The 15,923-nt window shown below is 69.3% G+C and carries 9 protein-coding genes and 1 pseudogene; 7 read left to right on the top strand and 3 right to left on the bottom strand.

All coding sequences use genetic code 11. The annotated features are described in order from the left end of the window. Positions 1-58 precede the first annotated feature (58 nt). From IG78_RS0119975 to IG78_RS45980, 4 genes are all read left to right on the top strand, one after another. On the top strand, positions 59-7,606 hold the full coding sequence (locus IG78_RS0119975; protein WP_030565103.1) for a non-ribosomal peptide synthetase: 7,548 nt from the start codon (positions 59-61) through the stop codon (positions 7,604-7,606). 245 nt (positions 7,607-7,851) lie between these two features. Next, complete coding sequence (locus IG78_RS0119980) at positions 7,852-10,152, top strand: ABC transporter ATP-binding protein (protein WP_063760775.1); 2,301 nt, start codon at positions 7,852-7,854, stop codon at positions 10,150-10,152. Positions 10,153-10,365: 213 nt separating this feature from the next. Next, positions 10,366-10,596, top strand: coding sequence for an MbtH family protein (locus IG78_RS0119985; RefSeq protein ID WP_030565107.1), 231 nt, complete (start codon positions 10,366-10,368; stop codon positions 10,594-10,596). Between the two features lie 530 nt (positions 10,597-11,126). Continuing rightward, entirely contained in the window at positions 11,127-12,059 is a 933-nt protein-coding gene (locus tag IG78_RS45980) for an acyl-CoA dehydrogenase family protein (protein ID WP_225882125.1), read from the top strand. 127 nt (positions 12,060-12,186) lie between these two features. Here the strand turns inward: IG78_RS45980 and IG78_RS49265 are convergent, their stop codons facing one another. Then, positions 12,187-12,399, bottom strand: a complete 213-nt coding sequence (locus IG78_RS49265; RefSeq protein WP_157855818.1) for a hypothetical protein — start codon at positions 12,397-12,399, stop codon at positions 12,187-12,189. Between the two features lie 274 nt (positions 12,400-12,673). Between IG78_RS49265 and IG78_RS0120000 the strand changes: the two genes are divergently transcribed. Together IG78_RS0120000 and IG78_RS0120010 are read left to right on the top strand one after the other, a co-directional pair. After that, positions 12,674-12,862, top strand: a complete 189-nt coding sequence (locus tag IG78_RS0120000; protein ID WP_225882121.1) for a DUF5132 domain-containing protein — start codon at positions 12,674-12,676, stop codon at positions 12,860-12,862. 180 nt (positions 12,863-13,042) lie between these two features. After that, entirely contained in the window at positions 13,043-13,312 is a 270-nt protein-coding gene (locus IG78_RS0120010; protein ID WP_030565113.1) for a hypothetical protein, read from the top strand. A 7-nt stretch (positions 13,313-13,319) separates the two neighbouring features. Here the strand turns inward: IG78_RS0120010 and IG78_RS0120015 are convergent, their stop codons facing one another. Both IG78_RS0120015 and IG78_RS52690 read right to left on the bottom strand, forming a co-directional pair. Then, positions 13,320-13,892, bottom strand: a complete 573-nt coding sequence (locus IG78_RS0120015) for a GNAT family N-acetyltransferase (protein ID WP_037685754.1) — start codon at positions 13,890-13,892, stop codon at positions 13,320-13,322. A gap of 168 nt (positions 13,893-14,060) precedes the next feature. Then, positions 14,061-14,171 (bottom strand): annotated as a pseudogene (locus IG78_RS52690) (IS630 family transposase); the annotation flags it as partial. Between the two features lie 456 nt (positions 14,172-14,627). Between IG78_RS52690 and pcaDC the strand changes: the two are divergent. Beyond that, a complete protein-coding gene (gene pcaDC / locus IG78_RS0120020; RefSeq protein WP_030565117.1) occupies positions 14,628-15,923 on the top strand; it encodes a bifunctional 3-oxoadipate enol-lactonase/4-carboxymuconolactone decarboxylase PcaDC in 1,296 nt (431 codons plus the stop codon).

A 15,923-nucleotide genomic window follows, 5' to 3' on the forward strand; every position in this document is an offset into this window, starting at 1 on the left:
TGCCCGAAAGTTCCGTGGCCCCGGCCGCGACAGGCGCTCCGGCGTCACAGGAGGTTCTCTGTTGTCCCGTCATCAGCTTCGCGTCCAGCCTGGTGGTGGCCACACACCGGTCCTCGGCCCTGTCGCCGCTTCGGCGCAGGAAACCCTGCCGGTGACCGCGGGACAGCGTGAGATCTGGCTCGCCGAGCAGCAATTCCCCGAAAGACACCAGGCGCTGCGGTTGGGGGAGTACCTGGAAATCCGCGGGGAGATCGATCCCGGTCTGTTCGAGGCCGCACTGCGGCAGGTCGTCACCGAGGCCGACGCGCTGCGGGTACGTCTTGTGCCCGGCACAGACGGCCCGGTACAAGTCCTGGACCGGGAGCTGTACTGGACGCTCCCGCTCGTCGACTGCGGCAAGGCCCCTGACCCGGAGGCACATGCCCGGGCGTGGATCTCCGACGACATGGCGCGTCCCCTGGCCCTGTCCCGCGGCCATCTGTTCAGCTTCGCGCTGTTCAAGGTGGCACCGGACCGATGGTGGTGGTACCACACGTACCACCATGGCGCGGTGGACGCGTTCGGCTACTCCCTCGTGGCACGACGTGTCGCCGACGTGTACACCTCCCTGGCGCAGGGAAAGGAACCAGGACCCACGCCGTTCGGTCCGCTGTCGACGCTGGTCCAGGCCGACCAGGACTACTCCGACTCGTCTCACCGCGAAGACGACCGGGCGTACTGGACGCGACAGATGGCTGGATGGACGCATCAGGTCCGCTTGTCGCCCGGGTCCCACGCCACCGGCGGCCTCCCGAGCCCGCGACGATCTTCCGAGGGCCCGCCCCCGGGAGCCGTCCCGAGGACGGATCTGCTGCCGCTGCTACGGCCCCGGACGCTCAAGGCGGCGGCTGCGCGTGCTGGCACCTCCCGCTTCCGCCTGGTGTTCGCCGCCATCGCCCTGTACACCCACCGCCTGACGGGTGCCGAGGACGTGGTGGTCGGACTGACCGTCGCAGGCCGGGTGGGACCGGCATCCCGCGAGACACCGGGAATGCTCGCCAACAGTGTCCCCGTCCGGCTGACCATTCACCCCGGCATGCCGCTGCGGGACCTCCTGGCGCAGGTCGACGCCCGGATGCGCGAAGCGGTCGAGCACCAGCGCTACCGAGGGGAAGACCTTCACCGCGACCTCGGTCTGACCCGCGGGCCCCGTACCGCCTTCTCACCGGTGGTCAACCTCATCGGCTTCGACTACAACATCACCTTCGGCGGCCACCGCTGCCTCGCGCACAACCTCTCCTTCCCGCTCGGCGCAGACATGGTGATCATGGTCTGGGACCGCCGGGACGGATCGGGTCCACACATGCGCCTGCACGCAGCCCCCGACGTGTACGACGAGGCGCAACTCGTCGACACCCAGCAGCGCCTGCTGCACTTCCTGGCCGACATGGCCGACATGGCCGACTCCGACCTGGATCTGTCCGTCGGCAGACTCCCCGTACGGTCGGCCGACGAGCAGCGGCTCCTGCTCCGGAACGGCGACGCCACCGCTGAGGGAGCGCCCGCCGTCCCCGTTCCGACGCTGTTCGAAGAACAGGTACGCCGGACACCCGACGCCGCCGCGGTCGTGGCCGACGGCACGAAGCTGACGTACGCGGAGGTGAACGCACGGGCGAACCGGCTGGCTCACACCCTGGCCGCCCGGGGCATCGGAGCGGAGGACGTGGTCGCCCTCGCCCTGCCGCGCACCGTCGAGCATGTCGTGTCCGTACTCGCCGTGCTCAAGGCCGGAGCGGCCTACGTGCCCGTGGACCCGGCGTACCCGGTGGCACGGAAGGAGTACATGCTGGCCGACGCCCGGCCTGCGCTCCTGATCGACGATCCGCGAATCGTGACCGAGCTGTCGGAGGGACAGCCGGACACCGACCCCGGCATCGCCGTCGACCCCCGGCAGCCGGCGTACGTGATCTACACCTCGGGCTCCACGGGACAGCCGAAGGGGGTGGTGGTCACCCACACGGGTATCGCCTCCCTGACCGCACTGCAGGCGGAACGGCTGAGGATCACCCCCGACAGCAGGGTGCTGCAGTTCGCCTCACCCAGCTTCGACGCCTCCGTGTGGGAGCTGTGCACCGCCCTGCTGACCGGAGCCGCACTCGTCCTCGTTCCCTCCGGCACCGACCCGGTCTCTGCCCTCACCGATCCCAGCACACGCGTCACGCACGCGCTCGTGCCGCCGTCGGCACTGGCAGTGGTACCGGATTCGGACGCCAACATCACGACGTTGGTGGTCGGCGGAGAGCCGTGCCCGCCCGCACTGCTGGACAGGTGGGCACGCAACCGGCGCGTGCTGAACGCCTACGGTCCCACCGAAACGACGGTCATGGGAGCGATGAGCCGCCCGCTCGACCCCACTGGCGCACCACCACCGATCGGACGGCCGATTCCCGGCAACCGCCTCTACGTACTGAACAGCGCACTACAGCCCGTGGCGAGTGGGGCCACCGGAGAGCTGTACATCGCCGGCCCGTCCCTGGCACGCGGCTACCTGCGCCGACCGGCGCTGACGGCCTCCCGGTTCGTGGCCGACCCGTACGGCCCGCCGGGAACACTGATGTACCGGACCGGTGACGTCGTGCGATGGCGACCCGACGGAGAGCTGGAGTACGTCGGCCGTGCCGACCACCAGGTCAAGGTGCGCGGTTTCCGTATCGAGCTGGGCGAGGTGGAAGCGGCGCTGACCGCGTGCCCCGGTGTGGCGCAGGCCGCGGTACTCGCCCGTCCGGACCGGCAGCGCGGCGACGTCCGACTCGTCGCCTACGTCGTTGCGGATGAGGTCGGAGCACCACCGCGACAACTGCGCGAGCGGTTGCGGGCGAGTCTGCCCGACCACATGGTGCCCTCGGTCTTCGCGACGCTGGATGAGCTGCCACGCACGCCGAACGGGAAGCTGAACCGCGACGCCCTGCCGGACTCGGAGCCGGACCCGGAGCCGGAACCGGCCCACCAGCAAGCGCCGCGCACCCCGCGGGAACAACTCCTGTGCGCGCTATTCGCACAGGTGCTGGGGCGTTCGCAGGTCGGCCTCGACACGAACTTCTTCGAGGCGGGCGGGCACTCGCTGCTCGCGATCCGCCTGGTGGCCCGTATCCGCGCCGTGCTGGGCGTGGACCTGGACCTGAGCACGCTGTTCGACGCTCCCACGGTCGCCCTCCTGGCGATCCGCCTGGACGGCGCGGAACAGAGCCGCCCGGCGCTGGTCCCGCAGGAGCGGCCGGACCGCGCCCCGCTGTCGTCCGCGCAACAGCGCTTGTGGTACCTGCACCGTGTCGAGGGCCCCAGCCCCACCTACAACGTCCCCCTGGTGCACCGCTTGTCGGGCGAACTCGACCGGGACGCGCTCGAAGGAGCGCTCGGGGATGTCGTGGCCCGGCACGAGAGCCTACGGACCGTCTACGCGGAAGCGGGCGGCACGCCCTTCCAGCGGGTCATCGACGCCTCTGAGCTGCGGATCTCCCTGCCCGTCACCGTGGTGGACGACGAGGAGGCGCTGCACGCGCGGCTGCTCGACGCCGTCCGCCACCCCTTCGATCTGGCGTCCGAGCCCCTCCTGCGAGCGGAGCTGTTCGCACTCGCGCCCGCAGAGCACGTCCTGGCGATCACGGTCCACCACATCGCTGCCGACGGTTGGTCCATGGCGCCGCTCGCCCGAGACCTCGCCACCGCGTACGCGTCCCGTCTGCAAGGCATCGAGCCCTGCTGGGACGCCATGCCGGCGCGATATTCCGACTACGCCCGCTGGCAGCGCGAACTGCTTGGCGAGGCAACCGATCCCCACGGACTCCTCCACCGGCAACTGGACCACTGGTCGACCGCGCTGGCGGGCCTCCCCGAGGAACTCACGCTCCCGTACGACCGCCCCCGGCCGGCCATCGCCTCGCACAACGGCGCCAGGGTCCGCCTGCGGATCGACGAGGACCTGCACGCCGCGCTCACCGAGCTGGCACGCCGGTCTGGAGCAAGCCTCCACATGGTCCTGCACGCGGGACTGGCGGCGCTGCTGACCAAGCTGGGAGCGGGCACCGACATCCCCGTCGGTACCGTCATCGCCGGCCGCACCGATGAGGTCCTGGACGACCTGGTGGGCTTCTTCGTCAACACCCTCGTGCTGCGCACTGACACTTCGGCCGATCCCGACTTCACCCAACTGCTCGAGCGCGTCAGGGGCACCGCACTCGCGGCCTACGCGAACCAGGACGCGCCCTTCGAGCAAGTGGTGGAGGCGCTGAACCCGACGCGGTCACCCGCCCGCCACCCGCTCTTCCAGGTCGCACTCTCCCTGGACGCCGACGAGTCCACGGACCTGGGACTGCCTGATCTGGAGACGTCCAGGATCTCCGTACCGACCGCGACCGCCAAATTCGACCTGGACATCGGTGTCTACGAGCGGCGGTCGGCCGCAGGCGAGTGCCGAGGTCTGGAAGCGACCATCGACTACGCCACCGACCTGTTCGACCACGCCACGGTCGAGAACCTGGGCACGCGCTGGATCCGGTTGCTGGAAACAGCGGTGCGGGACCCGTCCGTGCCGATCAGCGGAATCGACGTGCTCACCGAGGACGAACGACGCCACCTCCTCGCGGGCGCCGATGGGGCAGGCGTGGCCGAGCCGGCGACCGAGACCATTCCGGATCTTTTCCGTGCCCAGACGCATCGTGCGCCCGACGCGGTCGCCGTCGCCGGCAACGGCACCGTTCTCACCTACGCCCAAGTGAACACCCGGGCGAACCGACTCGCGCACGCCCTGATCGCCCGTGGCATCGGAGTGGAGGACATCGTCGCCCTCGCCCTGCCACGGTCGCCCGACCTCGTCGTGGCGATCCTCGCGGTGCTCAAGGCAGGAGCGGCCTACCTGCCCCTGGACCCGGAGTACCCGACCCCACGTCTCGTCACCATGATCCAGGACGCAAAGCCCGCGCTGCTGCTAGCGGACGCCTCCACCGCCGGTCTCGGCACGCCTGCTCCGCTCCTGCGGCTCGACGAGGTGGAGACCGTGACCGAACTGCGGGGCCGGCCGGACACGGACCCGGTGACCGGCCCGTCGCCCGAACACCCCGCCTACGTCATCTACACCTCCGGTTCCACCGGCACCCCCAAGGGTGTCGTGGCACGCCACGCAGGCGTGGCCAACATCGCGGCCCGGTACCAGGCGTGGGTGTTCGGGCCCGCGGCCGCGGGCCAGGGTGGCCGGCGGCTGCGGGTGGCCCTCACCGCATCGGTGTCCTTCGACGCATCATGGGGCCAGCTCGCCGCCCTGACGGCCGGACACGAACTGCACGTACCCGATGCCGCCACCTGGCGAGACGCCCACCGTCTCGTGGCCTGGCTGGCGGAACACCGGATCGACACGGTCGACGCCACGCCCTCGCACATGCGGGTCCTGCTGGACCAGGGGCTGTTCGAGCACCCGGGCTGGCGCCCCGGCGTGGCCGTGCTCGGCGGCGAGGAACTGCCGGACCGGCTCTGGCGGGAACTGCGGAGCACCGACGGGCTGTCGTCCTACAACATGTACGGGCCGACCGAGTGCACCGTGGACGCCGTACAGGCGTCGCTGGCAGAGACCGACGGCCCCGTCCTCGGCCACCCGGTGCCCGGTACCCGTGCCTACGTTCTGGACGCCGCACTGCGACCGGTGCCGTCCGGAGTGACCGGTGAGCTGTACGTGGCGGGCACCGGCCTGGCGCGTGGCTATCTGCGCCGTCCGGGAGCGACCGCCGCGAGCTTCGTGGCCGACCCGTACGGCCCGCCCGGCACCAGGATGTACCGCACCGGAGACCTGGCCCGTCGGCGACCCGACGGACAACTCGTCTTCGCCGGGCGGGCGGACGACCAGGTCAAGGTACGTGGCCACCGCGTCGAGCCCGGTGAGATCGAAACCGTCCTGTCCACCCACCCCCGGATCGGGCAAGCCGCCGTCGTCACCCACACCGGCCACAAGGGGGGCACTCGGCTGGCCGCCTACCTGGTGCCCGCCACCGACGCCGCGATCGACCTTGCCGAGGCCCGGTGCTTCCTCCAGGAACGCGTCCCCTCCTACATGGTGCCGTCCGCGTTCACGACGCTCACGGCTCTGCCGCTGAACGCCAACGGGAAACTCGATCGGCACGCCCTGCCCGCACCGGACTTCGGCGCGATGGCGGGAAGCGGCAGAGCCGCGCGCACCCGTGAGGAGCGGGCGCTGTGCGGGCTGTTCGCCGAAGTGCTGGACGTGCCCTCGGTCGGCGTCGACGACGACTTCTTCGCACTGGGCGGTCACTCCCTGCTCGCCACGCGCCTGGCGAGCCGTATCAGCGAGGTTCTGGACGCACCCTTCGGCCTGTCGGCCCTCCTGGAGGCTCCGACACCGGCACGGCTCGCCCGGCGACTGCGCACGGCCGACCCCCATGCCGAGTCGGCCCATGTGACCGACGCGGAAGCGGCGCTCAGTCCTTCGCTGCGCTTCTCCGCCTCCCCACGATCCGCCGGTGGTCCCCGAGAGGTGCTGTTGACCGGAGCCACGGGATTCGTCGGTGCCTTCCTCCTGGCGGAGCTGATGGATCGGACATCGGCCGGCGTGCACTGTCTCGTCCGCGCCCGGACCGACGCTCACGCCCGCGAGCGCCTGTCCGATGTCCTGGCAACCTACGGCGTCGAGAGAGCGCTGAGCGACCCCCGGCTGCACATCGTGCGGGGTGATCTGGCCGACACCGATCTGGGTCTGGATCAGGCCGACTTGAACCGGTTGCGCGACACAATCGACACCATTGTCCACAGCGGCGCCCACGTCCACCATCTGTCACCGTACGCCCGGCTGAAACCCGTCAATGTGGAAGGCACCCGGAGCCTGCTGAAGCTGGCGGCCGACGGACAGCCGAAGGCTTTCCACCACCTGTCGACTCTCGCCGTGTTCCGGCCCGGCACGAATTCCCGGACCGTGACGGAAGACGCACGGATCGACGACGAACAGCATTCGCTCGGCAAGGGATACGCGGCGAGCAAGTGGGTGGCCGAACGCATGGTGCAGCGGTCCTTCGGCCAGGGAGCCAGTGGCGGCATCTACCGTCTGGGCCGCATCTGGGCCCACACCTCGACGGGTGCGGTCGGCCTGAACGACATGTTCTCCCGGCTGCTCACCAGTTGCGCGACGCTCGGCTGCTACCCGGAGGACGAGGAGCTGCACGAGACGCTGTTCCCTGTCGACGTTCTCGCCCGCGCCGTCGTCGACACGCTGCGCAACGGTGACGAAGCCGGCCGAGTGCACCACCTGCACCATCCGCACAGGACCGGACCGGGTGCCTTCATGGCCGGTTACGACCGAAAGCACGGAACCCGGTCGGAAGCGCTTCCGCTCACCGCGTGGTTGCAGCGCCTGCGCCGTGCGACGGAACAGGGCAAGGAGCTGCCGATCCTCCCCTACCAGGCGTACCTGGAGGAGCACGCCAGGAAAGCGGAGCCGAACCGACCGTCGCTGGAATTCGACAACAGCAGGACTCTCGCTCGACTGAGGGAGTTGGGCGTTCCGGTGCCGGACATCGACGACGCCGCTATCCGCAGCTACTGGGACTTCGTCGAAGGCGAGAGGAGGTAACCCATGTCGATAGGCACCCCAGGGGCGACTGCTCCACCGGTAGCAACATGTGCCGTCAGCGGTATGACCGTCAGGAACCAGTGATCGAAGCGATGGCTCCACTCGACAATCCCCCCACAGCTCCCCCAGGAGCCCACCACACCCGTGCAAGACCGACCATACGGCCGCGTTCCGTCGTCGCCGGCCGCCAACGTTGGGACGTCGGCCTCCTCCGTGGCAGACCGGCCCTGGCCCACTTGACCGAGATGTCGCTGCGCCGGGCCACCGGTGTCCAGGACGCTCACGCCAGTCCGGTTACGGGGCGCGTCCTGCTGCGGCACGACCACACGCTCGGCGCCCAGGAAGCGGCCCGACTGCTGCGGCAGACCGTAGACCGGGCCTGGACGGCCGTGTGCGCCTCCGCCGCGGAGATGCTGGACCGCGGTGTCCTCAACCGCCCTACGGTGAACGGTGCCACCACCCGCCGCCCGGTCGGTACCGCTGGCCGCACGCGTGAGCGGAGCACCGGACGCTGGCTGCCGAAGGCGCTCGCTGTCGGAGGCGCGGTCGCCGCGAGCATCGCCGGCGGGCCGTTCCTGCTGAAGATCCTCAGTCGTCCCCTCCTCACTCTCACCCTGTCCGCCGTGACCACGGGAGCCGTAGTCCGCAGGTCATGGCGCAAGTCCGAACGCGCACAGGAACACTCGGAGGCCACCGGCCCGCGACGCCACGCCCTGAGACGCATCATCGGCACCCGTAACAAGGGCAGATTCCGCCTGGCAGCGCTGCTGTCCGGACTGGCGCAACTGGGTGAGATGGCGCTGTTCGCCCTCAGCCCGTCGATCGTGCTGCTGCTCGCCAAGGGCGGGAGCAGCACCCTGGCCGGACTCGGCGTGACCGGTGTCCTGGCCCAGTTGTCGCTTCTGGTCGGCGTGGCCGGGGCGGCCTGCCTCGCCATGACCGCCTTCGGCTACGGCGCCAGCGTGGTCTGGCGCCAACTGGCACAGGATGTGGAAGACGACTGGCGTACCCGCACGTACGAGCACGTCCAGCGCGTGGCCCCCGCGGACCTGGAGAACGAGCGCGTCAGCCGGGTCAACGCCGTGCTGTCCGAAGACATCGGCCAACTCGGAGAGTTCATCCGGTCGGGCATGCACGACGTCGTCCAGATGGGAACCAGCGTCGGACTCCTGATCCCGATGTTCCTGCTGCTCGCTCCCCAGATCGCCTGGATCGCCTTCGCGCCTGTCCCGCTGGTTGCCTGGCTCTCCTTCCGCTTCCACGAACGCGCGGTCGCCAGCCACGCCACCTCGGACGAACACCGGGCGCGGCTGAACAGCCGGGTGACGGAGAACCTCAACGCCCACGCCACCATCAAGTCCGCGGTGACGGAAGAGCACGAGATCGAACGCATCGCGGAGCTGAACCGGCAGTGCAGCGAGACCAACCACGTCACCGGACGCAACGCGGCCATTCCGCCTCAGATCCTCCGGCTGGCCGGTGGCTCGGCCCTGGTGGGCACGGTGTACCTCGGCGGCCGGGCCGTCCTGCGCGGCACCCTGCCGACCGCGGCATTCGGGCCGCTGGTGGAGATGCCGGGCATCGCCCTGCTACGGCTGTCCCGGCTGGGCAGCACCGCCGACCAGTACCAGCGCACCATCACCGCACTCGAACGCGTGGAACGCCTGCACGAACTTCCCGTGGAGCCCGTCTCGGAAGGGGACGAAGTTCCCATCCAGCAGGTCAAGGGCGAAGTCGAACTGCGGAAGGTGACCTTCTCCTACCCCGGTCGAGCACCGGCGCTGTGCGGGACCTCTCTGTTCATCTCTTCTGGGCAGACCACTGCTCTCGTCGGTGCCAGCGGCGCGGGCAAGACCACCGTCGCCAAACTGCTCATGCGCTTCCACCATCCCGACCGTGGACAGGTGCTGCTCGACGGTGTCGACGTGCGCACGCTCGCCCTGCCGGACCTGCGCCGCGCGATCGGATACGTCACCCAGGAGCCGTTCCTCTTCGACGCGACGATCGCGGACAACATCCGCTACGGCACCTTCGACGCCTCGGAGGAGCAACTGATGGAGGCCGCCCGCACAGCCGGCGCGGATGCCTTCATCGAGGCCCTGCCCAAGGGCTATGCCACCCGGGTCGGCGAGCGCGGCGCCTCGTTGTCGGGCGGGCAGAAGCAGCGCATCGCGCTGGCCCGCACCATCCTGCGCGACCCGCCGATCATCATTCTCGACGAGGCCACCTCGGCCGTGGACAACGAGACCGAGGCCGTCATTCAGCAAGCCCTCCAGGTATTCGGCAGAGACCGCACGATGGTCGTCATCGCCCACCGGCTGTCCACGGTCCAGGGCGCCGACCAGATCTACGTCATGGGGTCCGGGGGACAGATCACCGAGCGGGGAACCCACAAGGAACTGGTGACGCGTGGCGGTACCTACACCACGCTGTGGAAGCTGCAGGCCGGCGAGTCGGGGCTCGCGCGCGCCCGAGCGGAAAACGGACGGGCGCAGAACGGCCGTGCCCTCGGTACCGTCGTGGCACCGCGGCCCCGAAAGGGCTAGCCATGGCCTGCCCAACCGCCTCCGACAAGACCTGTATCCGTTGCGGGTGTCGGACGGCGGGGGAGAGGCCGCTACAGAACCCGACCTGGCCGAAAGCGGACGCGGATGGATCAGTGCAGCCTTCCTCCGCCGGTCCGGCCCTTCCGAACCGCCCCTTCACACCCCCCGTGCCCCGACCGTATCGGGGTAGCGCCGATGCCCCGGAGGACTCACATGACGCAAGGCAACAACCCGTTCGACGACGACGAGGCGCGGTTCACGGTGCTTGTCAACGATGAGGGACAGCACTCGTTGTGGCCTGTCTTCGCCGACGTACCGGACGGCTGGACCGTCGCCCACCCCGACGACACACGACAGGCGTGCCTCGACTACGTCGACAGGGCGTGGACCGACATGAGGCCACGCAGCCTCGTGAAGGCCGTGGACATGGACAGCACCGCATGAGGCCGTCGGCTGCCGCAACCGGCGCGCACCCAGTGCCCGCACCGCGATCACCCGCCTGACCGAGGCACCGACAACGACCGTCCGGGGACCGAGCTCCTCCGGCTCCATGAACGATCGGCGAGCCGATCACGAGCTCACGCGGACACCCCGCTCGCCCTCAAGCGTCCAGGAGGCCGTACGTGCACCTCTCAGAGACCCGCGCAGTTCTGCATCGCCATCCTGCCTTGGAAGGATTCGCCTCTCACGTCAACGACTTCCTCGACACTCACCTTCCTGGTCCCGTCGCCGAGCAGACGGCTCAGCCACCTTGGCTCGAGCTTCGGAAACAGGCCGCGCATGCCGGGCTCACGGGCTTCGACCTGAAGCGTGGCGAAGGAGGACCAGGGCACGGACACGCCCGTGCGAGAGGCAGGGTGCTGACCGCTTCCGTCCCCCCGGCCCTGGGACGTGTGGCTCAGGGGCTGGCGATGTTCCTGGCCGGACGACGTGACTGCGACGCACGGGAGATCTTCAGCACGGCGCACGGGGCCATGGCTCTGAGGTACGGGACGCCCGCCGTCAGGGATGCGGTCCGCACTCGCGTGGTGGAGCGCGGTGAACTGGCGGGCGTCGCGTCGAGCGAACCGCATTCGGGGTCGGATCTGCGCGGTCTGCGTACAGTCGCGGTCGACCATGGAGACCATCTGTTGCTCTCCGGGACCAAAGGATTGATCAGTCGGGTGCAGGAGGCTACGGGGTTCGTCGTCTTCTGCAAGATCGTCGAGCCGGCGCAGGCAGCCGTCCCGGACACCGGCGGCACCTGGCTCCGCGAGGTGCCGCTGTCCGCCCTGTGGTTGCCGGCGGACAGCGCCGGAGTCGTGACCGACACCACCACACCGCTCGGGCTGCAGGGCTGGAGCATGGGGCATCTCCACTTCGATCGGGTGCGGATCGGGAAGCAGTTCCTGCTCGGTGCACCGGGTGACGGTCGGCGGATCTTCGACAACCACTTCTCCGGATGGCGCGTCATGATGGCGCTCGTCTGCCTCGGGGCGGCGACCGCCGCCATCGAGGAGACGATGAACCGCGCCCGCCACCGCACAGTCGGCCGGACGTCACTGGCAACGATTCCCTCCGTCGTCGCCCGACTCGGCACCGCGGCGGCCGAAACCCAGGCGGCGACCGCCTGGTGCTTCTCCCTCCTGGAGCGATGCGATCAGGACGGCGGCCAGATGGACGTCGCGGCCTGCTCCGCCGCCAAGGCACTGGCGACGGACGCCGCCTACCGTGCCGTCGACGTCGCCCTCCAACTGCACGGCAGCGAGGGTTACACCCGGTGCACACCCAATGAGAAGCGCTTGAGAGACATCCGGGGACTGCGTATCGCCGATGGCCCGAATGACACGCTGTACAGCGTTCTGGCTCACTCCCTGCTCACCGGAACCCGCCCGACGGCGCCCCTTGTGGCACAGCGGAGGGCATGACCGCCGTCCCTGTTCCGACCGGCACGGCGAATGGCCGGGCAGGACACCTTCCAATGGTGCCCGGCCCGGCCCGGCGGCTCGGAGGGGGATTTCATGGTTCCCACACACTTGTATGCGGTGCTGTGTGCTACCGCAGCTTGTCACTCAGCATCGAGAGATAGAAAGGGAGCTTCTGGACGGCCCGTTTCGGAACCACGCGCACCTCGACGTTGCCGCGCTGGTGATCGTTGATGACGAGGGTGAATTTCCCGGCGTTCTCACGTACCTCGGCGGAATACAGGACACGTCCCACCGAGGCATCTTCGGTTACGGGCTTCTCGGTCGGCGCATCATTTTTCACGGTTAACTCCTGGCTCATTGCCGATGTGCAGCGCGGTGTTTATGGTGCGGTCACAGTGCATATTAGTTCTCGGGTAGGCAGAGAAAGATCAATAGAATGGAGGTGCACCCGATGGGGTGAACATCCCGATCCTCGCGGGGCGTCGGCGACTTTAGCCGATAGGCTGTATTTCCAGGGGACCTCTTCGGAGATCGGTATTTCAACAGAAAGGGCTGCACAGATTATGCTCCCTGTACTTCCTGTATTCCTGCTCGGAGCTGCTTCCGCGCCTCTCATGAAGAAGTTGATCCGCGGAACAGTCAAGGGTTCCGTGAAATTGGCGGTGGACGCCAAGCGAGTCGCCCATGAGATCAACGAAGACCTGAGCGATATCGCCGCCGAGGCCGCCGCCGAGAAGTTCGCCGCCGACATCCAGGGCGAACCGGCTGTTCCGTCGCCGGCCAGGAAAACCAGCACGAAGTAGCCGGGTAGGGGTAGGGGGAGGGGGCGCAGCGCCTAGCGCTCTCGACCTCGCTCATCACCGGCTTGGCGACCACCGGCCCGACACCTCCGCCTCGCGTGTCTACTGGGCCTCGATCGCGAACATGGCACGCCGCCTCACCGCACCCGCCCCCACCTGGCGCGACACCCTGGGGCTGGCCATGTGAACGTCGTCGAGCTCCTGGCGGACCTCCAGGCCCAGCACGACGAGACCACGGCCCGAGCCGATGAACTACGCGACCAGATCGAGCACTTGACTGCCGCCGGGGCCGGGGCCGGGGCCGAGACCGAGACCGAGGCGCGACTCGCGGACCTGGCCACCACCCGGAAGGTCATCGCCGAACTCGCACCGGCCGCAGCCGCCTCGGACGCCTCACCCGCCAAGGCTTCCTCACCCAACCCGGACGAGGCCACTACCAAGAAACAGACTTAACGACCTCTTAGCGGGCTGGAATCGGCACGGCCGACGGCCGCCATTCTCGTCTGAGCAAACCGAACACCCACGAGTCGGATACCTCGCCGTTCACGACGCAGTCTTCGCGCAACGTCCCTTCACGCACGAATCCGATCTTCTCCAGCACCCGGGCGGATGCCTCGTTGCGCGTATCGGCCTCGGCCTGGACTCGATTCAGGTCCAGTGTGTCGAACGCCCACTGCAGCAAGGCGTGCGCGGCCTCTGTCGCGTAGCCGTGGCCCCACATCGCATCGTCGAGGCAGTAACCCAACGACGCGCTGCGGTAGTCCGGGTCCCATTCGGTCAGACCGCACCAGCCGACGAAGGCACCGTCAGAAGCACGGTCGATGGCCACCCGTGCCCCGGTGCCTTCGTCCGCGATCTTCCGGCACATCGCGATGAAGCGGTCGGCGCGGGCATGTTCGGTCCACGGCGGGGAGTCCCAGTAGCGCATCACGTAGGTGCTGCTGTGCAGCGCGAAGAGGGGGTCCGCGTCGGCGTCGGTGAAGGGGCGCAGTCGCAGGCGTGCGGTGTGCAGTATGGGGGTGGCCAAAGTCATGCGCACCATCTTGTGTCCTCATGGGGCGGGCAGAACACCGAATATCCGATCCTGGTCCGGTCCGGTCCTCACGATCAAGGCACCGCCTACCCGGACGAGGCCGCTACCAGAAACGGACTTAACGCCCTCTCAGCTCCGGTGCGTAGGACGGCAGGTGGATGATGGTGAGATGGGGGGTTTGAGCTGGAGGTGAGCGCGGACGACGAGGTCGCGGTGGCCCTGCCAGGAGAAGCTGTTGCGTCCCTTGCCGCGGTGCTTGCGGTGCCGGCGCGGCCGGTGGCTTGCGGGCCCTCGACTCGGTCAGCCGCTTCGCGGCCGTCGCGCACCGGCTCTACCTCGCACGCGCGGCGTGCCTCACCTACCTGGCCAACCGCGGTGTGCCGGACCACATCCGCGCGCGACGGGCCGGGCACAAGAATGTCAAGACGGCCAAGCGGTGGTACGTCAAGCCGGACGTAGAGGATCTTCACGGAGCCGCCACGACCTGGGAGTCCGGCTTCTGGCTGTGGACCGGTAGCAGAAACCGGGGGATCCATCCGGACCCGGCCAAGTCTTCCCACCGGGCAAGGGCGGGATTGTGGAAGGTCTTCAGGTGGTCCCGCCGAGCCTCGTCCGTGCCACCACACTCCCCTCAAGGGTTCCGGCAGCGACGTACCTGCCGTCGCGAGGGGGCCAAGTCCCGATAGGTTCACCCCGGCGACGTGACTTTTCGTGACTGATGAGAGGGTCGGGCGGGTGAGTGAGACACCGATGAACACCCTGCAATACCGCTTTGACGGGCCAGAAGACGCCCCGGTCCTGATCCTGGGTGCCTCACTGGGTACCACCTGGCACATGTGGGACCGACAGGTGCCCGAGCTGAGCAAGCACTGGCGGGTGTTCCGCTTCGACATGCCGGGGCACGGCGGTGCCCCCGCCCACTCCGTGGACTCCGTCGGAGAGCTGGCCGCCCAACTGCTCGGCACCCTCGACGAGCTGGGGGTGCAGCGCTTCGGGTACGCGGGCTGCGCGCTCGGCGGCGCGATCGGCGCGGAGCTCGCGCTGCGGTACCCGCACCGCGTCGCCTCGCTGGCGCTGATCGCCGCGTCACCGCGGTTCGGCACCGCCGACGAGTTCCGCCAGCGCGGCGTCATCGTCCGCACCAACGGCCTCGACCCCATCGCCCGCAGCTCGCCCGAGCGCTGGTTCACGCCCGGCTTCGCCGCCGCGCAGCCCGCCATCACCGACTGGGCCGTACAGATGGTGCGCACGACCGACCCCGGCTGCTACATCGCCGCGTGCGAGGCGCTCGCCGCCTTCGACATCCGTCCGGAGCTTGCCAGCATAGGAGTGCCGACCCTCGTCCTGGTCGGCTCCGAGGACCAGGTGACGGGGCAGGCCGAGGCCCGCACCCTGGTCGCGGGCATCCCCGACGCCCGCCTCGCCGTGGTGCCGGGCGCCTCCCACCTGGCCCCCGTGGAACAGCCCGTCGCGGTCACCGACCTCCTCGTACGCCACTTCACCAGCGCCTGGCAGGCCGCCCCCGACGCGTTCGCCACCGGCCAGCACGCCATCGTGGCGCCGCCCGTCAAGCCGGTGCTCGCACCGCCGCCCGCCGCTCCCGTCGCCGAGGTGGCGTCGGTGGAGCAGCCCGAGGCCACGGATCACCGCCCCGACCTGTACGGGGCGGGCATGAAGGTACGCCGTGAGGTCCTCGGCGACGCGCACGTCGACCGGGCGCTCGCCGCCGCCGACGAGTTCTCGCAGGACTTCCAGGACCTGGTCACCCGCTACGCCTGGGGCGAGGTCTGGAACCGCCAGGGCCTCGACCGCCGCACCCGTAGCTGCGTCACGCTCACGGCCCTCGTCGCGGGCGGCCACCAGGAGGAGCTGGCCTTCCACACCCGCGCCGCGCTCCGCAACGGCCTCACCCCCGCCGAGATCAAGGAAGTGCTCCTGCAAGCCGCGGTGTACTGCGGTGTTCCCACCGCCAACAGCGCCTTCCGCGTCGCCCAGCAGGTGATCCGCGAGGAGACCACCCCCCAGGAGTAG

The sequence above is a fragment of the Streptomyces aureocirculatus genome, assembly GCF_000720475.1.
Lineage (GTDB): Bacteria > Actinomycetota > Actinomycetes > Streptomycetales > Streptomycetaceae > Streptomyces > Streptomyces aureocirculatus.

What these genes read in the sequence shown, in the direction of transcription:
- IG78_RS0119980 (WP_063760775.1), top strand. Translation starts at nt 7,852, where the DNA reads ATGTCGCTGCGCCGGGCCACCGGTGTCCAGGACGCTCACGCCAGTCCG.
- IG78_RS0119985 (WP_030565107.1), top strand. Translation starts at nt 10,366, where the DNA reads ATGACGCAAGGCAACAACCCGTTCGACGACGACGAGGCGCGGTTCACG.
- IG78_RS45980 (WP_225882125.1), top strand. Translation starts at nt 11,127, where the DNA reads ATGGCTCTGAGGTACGGGACGCCCGCCGTCAGGGATGCGGTCCGCACT.
- IG78_RS0120000 (WP_225882121.1), top strand. Translation starts at nt 12,674, where the DNA reads ATGAAGAAGTTGATCCGCGGAACAGTCAAGGGTTCCGTGAAATTGGCG.
- IG78_RS0120015 (WP_037685754.1), bottom strand. Translation starts at nt 13,892, where the DNA reads ATGACTTTGGCCACCCCCATACTGCACACCGCACGCCTGCGACTGCGC.